The following is a 14,156-nucleotide window of genomic DNA, read 5'->3' on the forward strand; positions in this document are numbered from 1 at the left end:
TTTTGATTTTTTTGATGCAGTGTAATAATTTCGCTTTTTGGTCATTCTATTCCCCTCTTATATTAGAAGAATAGCTCTTAAAAATACCTTTTTTTCGTCTAAAAATCCGCGCCTATATCATGGTGCTATGTGCCACTACTGATTTAACTCGAGCCAGCTCATCGAGTGTATGAATTTCTTTTAAGCCCAAATGGTCTTCTGAAATATTAGTAATGATGCTGATATCACATTCATCAAAGGCAAGCCCTGAGCGCAAAATGCCTCCACGGGCGCATTCTAAAACGGCAAAATTAATGCTTGGATCAGTTAAAATGGCTCTCGCACTTAAAGGACCGCTGCAATCACCTTCATAGCTTAATTGGCCATTGCTGTAAATTCCTTCGCTGGTCGAAAAACCTACTTTATATTTAGCCTTCTGCGCCAAATAAGCAGTTAAGCGGGTGACCGTTGTTTTCCCATTAGTTCCGGTAATGGCAATGACCGGAATTGTTGCGGAACTGCCCACCGGATAAAGCATGTCCAGAATTGGGGCGGCCACATTTCTGGGCAGGCCTAAGGTAGGTTGTAAATGCATGCGTAAACCAGGACCCGCATTAACCTCGATTACAGCCCCATTATTGTTTTGTATTGGTTTATTAATAGATTCAGCAACGACATCAATACCACAAATATCAAGATCAATTAAACGCGCTACTTTTTCTGCTAATTTTATATTACTGGGGTGAACAAGCTCAGTAACATCGCTCGCTGTCCCTCCACTACTTAAATTGGCGGTACTTTTTAAATATAAAATGTGGTTCAATGGTAAGACTGAATCCAATGAAAGGTTATTTTCAATTAAAATGGCGCTGGTTTCTTCATCCACTTTAATTGCGGTTAATATATTTTCATGACCAATACCGCGTTGGGGGTCTGCATTTACTTGGTCAATTAATTGTTTAACGGTATTCACCCCATCGCCTTTAATTAGGGCCGGTGTTCTTTTGGCTACTGCCACTACTTGGTAATTAACCACTAGAAAGCGATAATCATCCCCCGGAATAAATTCTTCAATAATTACTTTGTGGGAAATTTTTTTAGCCAGTTCAAATCCAAGAATAGCTTTTTCTTTGGTATTGATATTGGTTAAAACCCCGCGACCATGATTTCCGTTAAAAGGCTTTATAACTAAAGGAAAGTTAAGGATGAGCAAGGCTTTTTCTAAGTCCTCTAAGTTCCTAATGGTTTTGCCTTGTGGGACAGGGATAAAACTGCTTCTAAGCATCTTTTTGGTTAAGGCTTTATCACTCGCTATTTCAACACCAATAGAATTAGTTTGAGAGGAAACCGTGGCCCACATTTTCTTTTGATGTGCACCTTGGCCAAAAATTATTAAAGAGCTATTCGGAACATTGCGGTAAGGTATTTTTCTTTGGTACGCCTCTTTTACAAGGGCCTCCGTACTGGGGCCTAATTGTTCTCGTTGAGCAATTTCTTTTAAATGTTGCAGGTCTTGCTCTAATTGTGAGTATTCTTGTCCTGCGGCTAAGTGGGCAACTAAATTAAAAGCCGCTTCTCCGGCATATAGGCCCGCTTCTTCTATTTTATAAGAAAAGATCACTTCATAGACCCCTGTTTTTGAGGTGCTATAGGTGCGGCCGAAACCACAATCCATCCCGGCTAAAGTCTGGAGCTCAAGGGCCACATGTTCGATGACATGTCCCAACCACGTTCCTTCATGCAACCGTTGAATAAAGCCACCCGCAGTGCCAATTGAGCAACGATGCTCAAATAAACTAGGGATTAACTGGGACAGCGCTTCATTAAAACCATGCAAATAATTAGTTGGTAGTTCTTCGTACTGTTCTAAATCAAGTGTTAATACAATGAGGTTTTTTCTAAAATTTGACCAGTAATTGGGGCCATTTAATACCTGTGTCCTTAAAATTTTCATGAAGCATTCCCTTATCATAGCGAACTAAGTAATTGATTTAATATGCGGCTTTTGAAGCATTTTGTGCTAGAATTGCCTGATCGAGGTTTTATTTAGCGGCTCTTAAAATACTAGCCAAGATATTTATTATTGCTATTAAGGATTTCCTTAATTAATGCTGGGAAGTTAGAATAGGTAAAAAACGGGTTTTGCCCTATGTTATAAGGGTCAGGAAGTTATTTTTTTTGGAATTTTATAGGATACCTGTGTAAATGGACGTTGTTCACCAAAATATCAGTAGTAATATGCCTGGTATGATTCATGAATTAGCACAATCATTACTCATTATTCATGCTTACGTTCGAGGATCTCTAGAACGAATCAAAAATAACAATTTAACAGTTGAGCAGCTGCGCTCTTTATTTATAAAGGTTAAAGAACAGCTTGAGCTTATGTTTAAACTCCTCACTGCTTGGTGTAGTTAAAACGGTTCGTTTACGGAGCATAGGAAATGACTAAAAACAATCCCACTATTTTTATTATTGATGATGAAGTAAATGTTTGCCATGCCTTAAGTTGGTTGTTCAAATCAGTGCAATTTAATGTTGAAACTTATGAAAATGCCCAGCTTTTTCTTGAAAAATACAATCCCGAGAAACACGGTTGTATTATCATGGATGTACGCTTGCCAGGCATGAGTGGCCTTGAGTTATTAGAACAATTAAAAACTCAAAGAAGTAATATCCCTGTTATCATTATAACCGGCTATGGTGATATCCAAATGGCAGTCCGCGCAATGAAAGCTGGCGCAGTAGACTTCATTTTAAAGCCCTTTAATGACCAATGCTTATTAGAAACGGTGCAGAAGTGTATTAGCAAAATAGCTAATACAAACTCCATTGATTTAATTCAAGAACGCATCAATAACTTATCCGAGCGAGAGCGGCAAATTATTAATTTGATTCTGGATGGAAAGTTAAATAAACAAATTGCCTATGAGCTTTCAATTTCTATTTCCACTGTGGAAGCCCACCGGGCCAACATCATGCATAAAATGCAGGCTAAGAATGTAGCCCAACTAATCAAAATGTACTTACAAGTACAATTTAATAATGAATATTCAAATATTCAAAATTAGGCTAACCAGCCCACTGAATAGGAGGGACTATAAAGTCCCTCATCGATTCCTATTGATATCTATCTTTAAAATCTTTAATTGATTGCTCGGCTTGTTCTTTAGTGTAGCCATAGCGTTTTTGCAGTCTACCATTCAGCTCCTGTTGATTTCCCTCAATTTGCGTAAAATCATCGTCGGTCAATTTTCCCCAAGCTTGCTTCATTTTACCTTTGACTTCTTCCCATTTACCTTCAAAAATATCCTTGTTCATTTAGCACTCCTAATAATAATAAAAAGCGTAATTTGCATGCGTGATGCTTTGTAAGCATGGGTGGTTTTTTCCAGGCTCGCAACTAAGGTATTCCTTGAAAATAACTGGCAAACAGGCGTTTCTTTTTTAGTAATAGACACTACTATTTAGGGGTAATTTGTCATTTATAAACGTGTTAATTTACTTAAGGAAAAGCAATGATGAAAAAAATAATAGGACTATTAATAGCTAGTGGATTTTCGTTAATGATGGCAGGAGCGTTTGCTGATGGTGCAACTTCTATGGACACTAATTGGTCTTGTACGACCAATGCGAGCAGCAGTTCGGTTGCTGAAGAAAAATCAGCAGACGATCAAATGTCTAATAGCACCAAATCTGCTGCTGATGCTTTTGCCTTCGCAGCCAAACATTGCCGCGATTGCACTAAAATTACTTGTGAATCTAAATCAGAATAAAACTATACCCCTACCTTAGGGTAGGGGATAGCACTTAGGCAGGCCCGCCCCGGGTTAATAGAATAATAAGTAAAATGATGACTAATAGGCCTACCCCTCCACTGGGATAATAGCCCCACCCACTGCTATAAGGCCAGGTGGGCAATACAGCCAATAGAATCACAATCAATAGTATTAGGGTAATTAAGTTCATAATATTTTTTCCTTAAAAAGTACATTGCCAGTTAATAAGTCAATGTATTTTAATAATGGGAAAATTCCTGACTAATAACTATTAAGGTATTCATTGGAATACTCACTGAATACCATAAAAAATATAAATTTTATAAAAATTAATCTAGTTGACAAGTAATTGAAATTTATCTATAAATTTAGGCAATTTTTTAATATAGGTAGTTTCATGGACATTTTGGAAAGCGATTTCCAGGGTTCCTCTCAAGAGGGGACACGAAGCACTGCAGAGAAAAGTTTTCATGAGTTGACACCGCAGCATCTTGTTGTTCACGATTTTGTTTTAATGAATAGAATTCACTCTATTGTGACCGCTTTTATTCAAGAGGTAGACATTTCAGATATACTCTTAGAAATAATTGATACCGCCATGTCAATTAGTACTGCGGATAAAGGAAGTATTTTATTAGTAGATGAAAAGACAGAAAATTTAAAAATTACTGCCTCTCGGGGTTTTGACGCTCCCTTTTTAGATTATTTTGCTTCTTGTCCTCCGGGAGAAGGAGCTTGTGGGACGGCCTTGCAAAATAATGAGCGGGTAATCATTTATAACATTACGGAGGATCCCCGTTTTATCAATACCCCTTATTTAGCCCAGCTATTAGCCAAAGAAATCCATTCAGTGCAAGCCACTCCTTTAAAAAGTAGAACGGGAAAGATTTTAGGTGTTTTAGCCACCTATTATAAAAAACCGACCCTTCCTGAAGCCCATGAATTGCAGATGGTTGATCTTCTATCGCGTCTTTCTGCTGATATTATCGAGCGGAATCAATTGATTGCTGAGCGGGCCATTTTAATTGAAAAATTACGTGAGGCTGATAAACGTAAGAATGAGTTCCTCGCTTTACTCTCTCATGAATTACGCAATCCTCTCGCCGCCATTTCTAATAGTGCAGTATTGTTGTCTTATAGCAGCGGGGAATGTCCAACTGTAAAAAATGTGCAAGCTATTATTAATCGCCAAGTGACCCAAATCACTCGTTTAGTAGATGATTTACTGGATATAACCCGTATTATAGAAAATAAAATTCAAATTTCCTTGCAAAAAATTGATCTCAATGAGTTGGTTTTCCGCGTTGTGGAGGATAATAGGCTAAGCTATGAGCGGGCAGGATTGTCTTTAATTATACAATTAGCCGAAGGACCAGTGTTTATTCATGGTGATGCATTAAGGATTGAACAGGTAATCAATAATTTATTGCATAATGCATCAAAATTTTCCAACTATGGCGGTATGACCCAAGTCGTCGTTGAGGTTGATAAAAAGAACAACGAGGCTATTATTCGAGTTCTAGATGATGGAATAGGCATCGCGCCTTCCTTTATAGATCAATTATTCTTACCTTTTACCCAAGCAGATACTAGCATGGAACGCGCGCAAGCCGGTTTAGGTTTAGGTTTAGCCCTAATAAAAGGTTTAATCGAATTACATCATGGCTCGGTGCATGCAGTCAGCGCCGGTTTAGGCCATGGGGCCGAATTCATTATAAAATTACCTCTCCATGAGGAGGATGAGCATTTATTCGATCAACAAGCCCCAGCCTACCAGGTAGCGCTAAGTCGAACAATTCTTATTATTGATGACAATGCTGATATACGTGACAGCTTAAGCATGCTTCTTGAAACTTTGGGACATCAAGTCTATGTGGAGTCAACCGGTCGCGCAGGTATTGCTAAAGCCCGGGAGACAAGGCCAGATTTTGTCTTATGTGATATAGGGCTCCCCGAACTTAATGGTTACCAAGTGGCAAAAGCGTTCCGTGAAGATCCCATCCTAGAATCTACTTATTTAATTGCTATATCAGGTTATGTGCAGCCCGAAGAAATAATTAAGGCTAAACAAGCGGGCTTTGATAACCATTTAGCAAAACCCTTTAACTTTGATTTATTACAGGACATTCTAGTGGCTAAGCGGTTGCACGAGGAAAAGCCTTAAAGGGTGTGGAAGAAGTGACAGACTTCTTGTTCCACTCGTTTATCCACTAACACGCTTAAGTGATCGGCATTGTCTAAAAGACATAATCGACTTTTTTTATATCCGTTGCAGAAACTAATCGACTCTTTAGGCGATATCGATTCATCTTGGACCCCATGTATACATAAAAAAGAGGTAGTTGCCTCTTGCGAGGTAAAATTGCGTAAACGGAGAAAGGAAGGATCTATTTCTGTCTGTTGACGGAAGAGTTGACGTAAGTATAAATAGCCGTGTCCACTTAATTTAAATTTTCGCGCTAAGCTGTTAACTGGGCTGCGCATTTGCACCGGAGAAGCGATTAATACTGCGGCTGGGAGAGGCGCATCTAATTGCCAATCATCCATTTGTCCGGCTAAGTTCAAGGTATTTAAAAGCATGGAGCCGCCAAAAGAGTGCCCTAAGGCTCCATAAAATGGACCGTGTTCATTTAAAACATGGCGAATAATCGCACTGGCATCCGTCCACGGTAATTGCATCCCCTTAGCTTCTCCATGGGCGGGAAAATCAATCGCATAGACATCATAGCCTTCTCGATGCAGTGCGCGGATCACTCGTACCATGTAAGCTGCGCGCGATAACCATCCATGAGTGACTAATATTTTTTTTGCATTATCGCTATTAGCTGGTTTAAAACGATGAATAACATGATGGCGGGGATAGTCTTGATGAATCACTTCACTGCGTTTAATTTCCATAAATTCACAAGCCATGCGGGCAAAATCACGGTATTTCTTTTCTATCGGTAAATGTACAGGCGTGATGAATAATTGATAGCAAAATTGAGCGTGGAGTAAATCTATTAATGCGGCAAGAGAGTTAGTCATCATGATGAGTACCCCTTTTATTCTTTATTTAAAGCTTAGACCAAAAATGAACTGGCTGCTTGTAATTAGAGACGATGATTTTATTTCTAATCGCAATCCTAATACTACGGGTGCGTGATGGATTAGCCGTTTTTTCCGCACGGTTTGCCTTGGCGGTTTTTTTTTAGTCCTAAGGAATGCCCTTAATTTAATGAGAATAACTGGACTTTTTCCTTGTTTCCCCTAGACTATTTTATATTCATTTAAGGGATAATAAGGATTTTTAATTATGCATACCTCAAACTATATTTATCATCATGGGGAACAGGAGTTACATGGGTTTCTCGCTTATGATGACAAGGTTGATACTCCTCGCCCGGCAGTTTTAGTCGCCCATGATTGGTCAGGGCGCAGCGAATTAATGTGTACTAAAGCCAAATTACTTGCGGAAATGGGCTATTTAGCGTTCGCTCTCGATATGTACGGCCATGGCCGAATAGGTATCACAACCGATGAGAAAAAGGCCTTAATGACTCCTTTTATTAATGACCGTCTTTTACTGAGTGAGCGTCTTCGTGCTGCTTATGATGCAGTCATTGGCATGGAGGAAGTGGATAGCAGCCGGGTCGCCATTATTGGTTTTTGCTTCGGTGGTTTATGTGCACTCGATTTAGCCCGCAGTGGTCTTGAAATAAAAGGTGCAGTCAGTTTTCATGGTTTACTTAATAGACCGGTCGATCTTAAACCTGAACACATTAAAGCCAAAATTTTAGTCCTCCATGGCTATGATGATCCGATGGCAGCCCCTGAGCAAGTGAATGAGTTTTGCCAAGAGATGAATGAGGCTAAAGCGGATTGGCAAGTGCACATGTTTGGCCATGTTCAACATGCTTTTACTAATCCTGATGCCCATGATCAGCATGCTGGATTGGTTTATAATTCAATGGCCGCAAAACGAGCTTGGAATGCGATGACCCAATTTTTCCAGGAAATTTTTTAACCGAGAGTACTTTAGTGAGCCTCTATGTTTAAAAAAATTTTAATAGCCAATCGAGGGGAGATAGCCTTAAGAATTGTCAGGGCATGTAAGGAAATGAATATTGCCCCAGTGACTATTCACAGTGAGGCTGACCGCTTTGCTTTGCATGTAAAAAGAGCAAGCCATTCACATTGTCTTAGTAAAAAACCTTTAGAGGCCTATTTAAATGGGCAACGCATTATTGAATGCGCTAAGGCGGCTCGTTGTGAGGCAATACATCCGGGTTATGGTTTTTTATCGGAAGATCCAGACTTCGCTGCAGCTTGTGAACAGGCCGGTATTGTGTTTATTGGGCCTAAATCTTCGGTTATTGCCACCATGGGCTCTAAAGTTGCGGCGCGAAAAGCAATGCGCGGTGCCAACATTCCTATTATTCCTGGTAGTGAAGGGAATATAGAGACTATCGCTGAGGCTTTAGTCTGGGCCAAAGAACTAGGTTTTCCAGTGATGTTGAAAGCGACTTTTGGTGGCGGTGGCCGGGGCATTCGACTTTGCTACAATGAGGAGCAATTAGCCCAGCAGTTCGTACGGGTTCAATCGGAAGCAGAAAAGGCCTTTGGTAGGGCGAATGTCTATATGGAGCGTTTTATAGCCAATCCTCGTCATATAGAGGTACAGATTTTGGCTGATCACTACGGTAAAGTACTGCACCTTTTTGAACGAGATTGTTCGATACAACGTCGGCATCAAAAATTAGTGGAAATAGCACCATCTCCGAATTTAGAGAGCAAAACGCGCACAGCATTATTAGACTATGCGGTGCGGGCTGCAACAGCGGTAAACTATACCAATGCAGGTACGGTTGAGTTTATTTTAAATGAACAAAATGAGCCTTTCTTCATGGAGATGAACACCCGTTTGCAAGTAGAACATCCGGTTACTGAGCAAATTACTGGGGTGGATATTGTCCAAGAGCAAATAAGAATTGCAGCCGGTTTACCTATACTGCTCAATCAAGAAGACATCCGCTCTAATGGTTATGCCATAGAATTTCGTGTGAATGCAGAAGATCCGCAAAATGATTTTTTACCAAGTTTCGGCCGGATAACCCGCTATTATGCTCCAGGCGGTCCTGGTGTGCGAACTGATAGCGCTATTTATACGGGCTATACTATTCCTCCGGATTATGATTCTTTATGTGCAAAATTAACCGTTTGGGCACTTGATTGGCCTTCGGTAATTAACCGAGCGCGCCGCGCTTTAGAGGAGATGCGTCTTTTTGGTGTGAAAACGACGATCCCTTATTATTTAGAGATGATAAAATCGCAGGAATTCCAACAAGGCCTGTTAACCACGGGGTTTATTGATGCCCATCCGGAGTGGTTAAAATACTCTAATAAATCCTTACCCCAACATAAAGCCGCAGTAATTGCTGCAGCCCTAGCCTTATATAGCCAGAAAATTACTAATCAGTCATCTTGAAGGGTGTAGAGTCATTGTTTACAAGTGGGCAATTATTGTCTTTGAGTTGAATTATTGTCCAAGACCTATTAGTATGCACTTCCCTTGCGGGGAGTGGGAACTTGATCATTGGCGCAAATAGAAATAACAATTTGAGTCTGGCAGAATCTGCTATAGAATAAAGACTATTTTTGATCTAAGGGCACACACCTTATAACGATCATGGAAGCTTATAAACCTATGCAACTTCATCATTTTTTTGAACATTCATGTGATCTCTATCCCGACAATATCGCCTTAGTTTGCGACAATGCGTTTATTTCTTATCAGGAATTAGAGCATCGTGCTAATCAATTAGCTCATTATTTAGCTCAGCAAAAGATAAAAAAAGGCAGCATCGTAGCTATTCTTTTAGAGCGTTCTATTGAGTCGTATATCGCTATTCTCGCCAGCTTAAAAGTGGGCGCTGCTTATGTTCCAATTGAAGTTGATTATCCTGAAGAGCGTATTAATTACATTCTTTCTGATTTAGCTGTCGATCTACTCCTTACCTCCTCTCAACAGCGTAATCAAAAAAATCTTAATTGGCCCAATTATCTCGCTTTAGATGAATTAAGCCCAGAGCTCGCTACCCAAGCAGGGACTCGTTTAACGGACGCAATCTATCATACTGACGCAAATAGCTTATGTTATGTCATCTATACTTCAGGTTCGACCGGTAAACCTAAAGGGGTTGAAATAACCCATAAAAATATTTGTCACTATGTCGATGCTGCAAGCCAAGTTTATGAGATGACAGAAAAAGATAGAGTATATCAAGGTTTTTCCCTGGCTTTTGATGCATCCCTAGAAGAATTGTGGATGGCCTTTGCCCATGGCGCAGCTTTAATTGCTTGTACCCAGAAAGAGGTGCGCTCTGGTTTAGGGTTAACTTCTTTTTTACAACAGCATCAGGTGACTGTTTTTTCTACAGTTCCGACCTTATTATCTACCTTAGAAGGACAACTTCCTCATTTACGTCTGCTCATTTTAGGCGGCGAAATGTGCTCATCAAGCCTAGTAAAAAAATGGATGCGACCGGATCTTAAAATTATGAATACTTATGGTCCAACTGAGGCGACCGTAGTCACTACCTATTTTGAATGCCATCCCCATAAAGAAGTAACCATAGGCCGACCCTTGCCGGGTTATGAAGTGTTTATTTTAGATGAACAAGGTAAGAAGGTCCCTGCAGGGGCAATGGGGGAGTTATGTGTAGGTGGGCCTGCAGTAGCTCGAGGTTATGTCAATAAGCCAGAAATAACCGCCGAGAAATTTATTGAGCACGATGAGCAACGCTTATATCGGACGGGCGATCTGGTGATGCTTACAGCTACTGGCGATTTGCAATTTGCAGGGCGAGTGGACGATCAAATTAAATTACGCGGTTTCCGTATTGAACTTAACGAGATAGAAAGCGTTCTGCTGGACTACCCCGGGATTAAACAAGCAGTGGTTGCTCTGCAAACTTTAGATCAACCTACTTTAGTTGCCTATTTACTTCCTGAACAAAAGGCCAGTTTTGATTTAAATGGGCTTAAAGAGTTCTTGCGTTCACGGTTACCCGATTATATGATGCCTTCAGCCTTTGAGTTTTTAGAGGCTTTTCCTTTATTATCGAGTGGTAAAGTAAATCGCAAAGCACTGCCTTTGCCCACCCAAAAATTGATAGCTAAAGAATATAAAGCTCCGGAAACGGTGTTGGAAAAAGAGATTGCTCGTGTGTGGGAAAAAGTTTTAGGCTGCGGCCCAGTTTCTATTGATGCTGACTTTTTTTACGATTTAGGAGGGCATTCTTTATGGGCGGCGCAAATTATCTCCCACTTACGTAAAATTCCTGCTCTGAGCACGATTTCCATTTTAGATTTATACAAAAATCCTAACGTCGAACAATTAGCGCAAAAATTTAAACATTATGCTAAGCAAAATGGACACCAAACCAAACAAGCAAAGGACAAATACACCGCCCCTCATTGGAAGTATATTCTATGTGGTATTGGGCAATTTTTTGGTTGTGTGTTCCAATATGCAGTAGGAGCTTGGCAATTATTAGCCGTTATCCTATGTTATGCTTGGATTAGTTCTAAGTATTCTTTAGTATCTACCGAATCACAAGTTGCGTTTTTAGCCTTGTTTTTATCAATGCCTTTTATTTCAATGATGATCACGGTAAGCCTGAAATGGCTTTTATTGGGTCGGGTTAAACCTGGGATATACCCGCTTTGGAGTTGGTTTTATTACCGCTGGTGGTTAATCCAGCGTTTGCAGAAAAACGTTTATCTAGGCAAACATTTATCCGGCTCACCTCTAATTAATCTTTATTACCGTTTATTAGGCGCTAAAATCGGTGAAAACTGCCATATTGGCACTACCCAGATTTTTACTCCTGATTTAGTGAGTATCGGGAATAATGTGTCCTTAGGGACGGATAGCCGTTTAAATGGCTACATTATAGAAGACGGTTGGTTAAAAATAGGGACTATTGAAGTAGGTGATGATTGTTATATTGGTTCTAGGACTGTATTAGGAATTAACAGCTGCATGCAGGATAAATCTGTATTGGAAGATATGTCAATGATTCCCGATGGGGCGGTCCTTGAAGCGGGGTCCTATTATGTTGGCTCACCTGCAGTGGTCGCATCATTGCCAAAGAATCATCCTACTATGAGTCAAGAAAAGGCTGCACCTGCTACCTTACTGGAACACAGTGTTTTCGGTATTTTGCATTATCTAGGTATCGTTTTTGTAATGGTGATGTACTATTTATGCATTTTACCCAGCATTTCTTTGATTTCTTACACCTATGATCGCCATGAATACTGGGGAACTATGCTGTTAGCTATTCCTGCAGGGGCGATTTTATTTTTAACCCTGTATTATCTTTGTTTAATTGTTTGTAAAAAAATAATCCTGGATAGGATAAAACCAGGGTCTTATCCGGTTCGTAGTTTTTATTATCTACGTCATTGGATCATTGAAAAAATGTATGATGTGGATGAAATTTCGGTCATGGCGGATACTTTATATTTACCGATGTTTTTGCGCTGCTTAGGGGCTAAATTAGGTAAAGGGGTTGAAATGGGGGAAACGCCTCATGTCATCCCCGATCTCGTCACCATTGAAGAAGGTGGTTTTATTGCCAGTTCGGTTGCCTTAGCCTGGCCTTCTGTTTATCAAGGGATAATTAGCTTTTCACCGGTACGTATTGGTAAAAAAGGATTTGCGGGTAATGTAAGTTTACTTCCCGGTGGCAAGACCATTGGTGATAGAAGCCTCTTAGGTTCCCTGTCTCTTCCTCCCGAAAATAATGATTCGGCCCGCGCCGATACTGCATGGCTAGGTTCTCCGGCAGTGTTTTTACCTAAAAGAGAAGTGTTCACTGGGTTTTCCGACCAACAAACCTATGATCCGCCTAAAAAATTATATTATGTGCGCTTAGGTATTGAACTGTTCCGGATCATTTTACCTACCGCGTTTTCTTTCGTGGCCTTATTTAACTTGTTGTACATTTTAGACTTCATGCTCGATCATTATTCTTGGTTAGCTACTGCTCTTGTGCTTCCCTTTGCAGAATTTTTTATCACGGTAGGCTTGGTTTCTTTACTCGTGGGTTTGAAATGGCTGCTATTAGGAAAATTAAAACCCTTAACTAAACCTATCTGGGATATTTTTATTTGGAAGAATGACGTTATCGAATATTCGTATAACTATTACATAAATCCTCATTACACGAATAAAGTATTGGGAACTCCTTTTGCTATGTGGCTGCATCGTTGTTTAGGCACCAAAGTAGGAAAACGCGTTTTTACCGACAGTGCGGAATTCTCTGAGTTTGATCTTATCACTATAGGTGATGATGTGTGCATTAACGCAGAAACGATTTTACAAACCCACCTCTATGAAGATCGTATTTTTAAGGTGTCTCAGGTTACTATCAATAAGGGTGCTAATATCGGTGTGGGATCTATTATTTTGTATAACACCTTAATGGAAGAAAACTCTACCCTTGGTAGTCTTTCTTTATTAATGAAGGGTGAGCGCTTGCCCGCTAATACTCAATGGGCAGGGATTCCCGCCCAAACTACGCTCGCAGTTCAACCTGAACTAAGTGGTATTGAGCTGGTAGAGGAAGAAGAATTAACGGCAGTATTGCAATAATAGAAATACGAGTTAATGTTGCTTAGCCTCGACAAGCCTGTTGGGCCGAACGGCCCAACCTACAATAGATGGTATAAAACTCAGTGGCGGCAAGCTCATTTAAATGCGCGCCTTTATTTTAGAAGTGGTAATTCAGCCAACCACCGTAGGTTGGATCGTTTGGCCCAACAATGCTATGCGAATGCGAATGAAAAAACTCTATAGTTTTCCTCTACTCACCTATATAATTCCTAAAACCAAAGGAATGATGAAACCCAACCCATGCAATATAGAAGAACCGAACTACCTGGGGCCAGCTATTTTTTTACGGTAAATCTTTACAATCGCAAGAGTAAATTATTAATCGAACAGATTAACTTGTTAAAAACTATCTTCAAAAGGATTCATAATCTATACCCCTTTAAAATAGAAGCCATAGTCATATTGCCAGACCACATCCATGCTGTATTTACGATGCCCCAAAACGACAGCAATTATTCATTACGTTGGAATTTAATTAAAGGCTATTTCTCCAAAGAAATTCCTCAGCAAGAATTTATTAACGCGAGCAGAAAAGCAAAGAAGGAGCGCGGGATATGGCAGCGAAGGTTTTGGGAGCATCTCATTCGCGATGAAGATGATTTAAAAAATCATATTAATTACTCATGTTACGCACATAAACTTGTAGTTTGACTAAAAAGCATTAGAATTCCGCCCTTAATTTTAGGGAGGGAATTAAATGGATATGCTTGATCTTTATAGTGATTATTTGATTT

General features: G+C 40.0%; 12 protein-coding genes. 8 read left to right on the top strand and 4 right to left on the bottom strand.

All coding sequences use genetic code 11. The features are described from left to right. Positions 1 to 112: 112 nt before the first annotated feature. Positions 113 to 1,933 carry a cyanophycin synthetase gene (gene cphA / locus ELY15_RS09240; RefSeq protein WP_127099383.1) on the bottom strand — a complete coding sequence of 607 codons (1,821 nt, stop codon included), beginning with the start codon at positions 1,931 to 1,933 and terminating at the stop codon, positions 113 to 115. A gap of 251 nt (positions 1,934 to 2,184) precedes the next feature. Between cphA and ELY15_RS09245 the strand changes: the two genes are divergently transcribed. Beyond that, complete coding sequence (locus ELY15_RS09245) at positions 2,185 to 2,397, top strand: hypothetical protein (RefSeq protein ID WP_127099384.1); 213 nt, start codon at positions 2,185 to 2,187, stop codon at positions 2,395 to 2,397. 26 nt (positions 2,398 to 2,423) lie between these two features. Next, positions 2,424 to 3,050 carry a response regulator transcription factor gene (locus ELY15_RS09250; protein ID WP_127099385.1) on the top strand — a complete coding sequence of 209 codons (627 nt, stop codon included), beginning with the start codon at positions 2,424 to 2,426 and terminating at the stop codon, positions 3,048 to 3,050. 49 nt (positions 3,051 to 3,099) lie between these two features. Here the strand turns inward: ELY15_RS09250 and ELY15_RS09255 are convergent, their stop codons facing one another. Further along, complete coding sequence (locus ELY15_RS09255) at positions 3,100 to 3,300, bottom strand: CsbD family protein (RefSeq protein WP_127099386.1); 201 nt, start codon at positions 3,298 to 3,300, stop codon at positions 3,100 to 3,102. Positions 3,301 to 3,497: 197 nt separating this feature from the next. On the opposite strand from ELY15_RS09255, the gene ELY15_RS09260 reads away from it, so the two are divergent. Then, a complete protein-coding gene (locus ELY15_RS09260; RefSeq protein ID WP_233586590.1) occupies positions 3,498 to 3,755 on the top strand; it encodes a hypothetical protein in 258 nt (85 codons plus the stop codon). Between the two features lie 34 nt (positions 3,756 to 3,789). On the opposite strand, the gene ELY15_RS09265 is transcribed toward ELY15_RS09260, so the two are convergent. Continuing rightward, positions 3,790 to 3,948 carry a DUF3309 family protein gene (locus ELY15_RS09265; protein ID WP_127099387.1) on the bottom strand — a complete coding sequence of 53 codons (159 nt, stop codon included), beginning with the start codon at positions 3,946 to 3,948 and terminating at the stop codon, positions 3,790 to 3,792. Between the two features lie 207 nt (positions 3,949 to 4,155). On the opposite strand from ELY15_RS09265, the gene ELY15_RS09270 reads away from it, so the two are divergent. Then, complete coding sequence (locus tag ELY15_RS09270; protein ID WP_127099388.1) at positions 4,156 to 5,922, top strand: ATP-binding protein; 1,767 nt, start codon at positions 4,156 to 4,158, stop codon at positions 5,920 to 5,922. Here ELY15_RS09270 and ELY15_RS09275 read toward each other — a convergent pair. Continuing rightward, positions 5,919 to 6,788, bottom strand: coding sequence for an alpha/beta hydrolase (locus ELY15_RS09275; protein ID WP_127099389.1), 870 nt, complete (start codon positions 6,786 to 6,788; stop codon positions 5,919 to 5,921). The two genes, ELY15_RS09270 and ELY15_RS09275, sit on opposite strands and share 4 nt — an antisense overlap. Before the next feature lie 265 nt (positions 6,789 to 7,053). On the opposite strand from ELY15_RS09275, the gene ELY15_RS09280 reads away from it, so the two are divergent. From ELY15_RS09280 to ELY15_RS09295, 4 genes are all read left to right on the top strand, one after another. Then, entirely contained in the window at positions 7,054 to 7,764 is a 711-nt protein-coding gene (locus ELY15_RS09280; protein ID WP_127099390.1) for a dienelactone hydrolase family protein, read from the top strand. 24 nt (positions 7,765 to 7,788) lie between these two features. Next, a complete protein-coding gene (locus ELY15_RS09285; RefSeq protein ID WP_127099391.1) occupies positions 7,789 to 9,225 on the top strand; it encodes an acetyl-CoA carboxylase biotin carboxylase subunit in 1,437 nt (478 codons plus the stop codon). Between the two features lie 201 nt (positions 9,226 to 9,426). Next, a complete protein-coding gene (locus tag ELY15_RS09290; protein ID WP_233586592.1) occupies positions 9,427 to 13,401 on the top strand; it encodes a Pls/PosA family non-ribosomal peptide synthetase in 3,975 nt (1,324 codons plus the stop codon). A 261-nt stretch (positions 13,402 to 13,662) separates the two neighbouring features. Next, entirely contained in the window at positions 13,663 to 14,073 is a 411-nt protein-coding gene (locus ELY15_RS09295; RefSeq protein WP_127099392.1) for a transposase, read from the top strand. Positions 14,074 to 14,156 lie beyond the last annotated feature (83 nt).

This window comes from Legionella sp. km772, assembly GCF_003989735.1.
GTDB lineage: Bacteria > Pseudomonadota > Gammaproteobacteria > Legionellales > Legionellaceae > Legionella.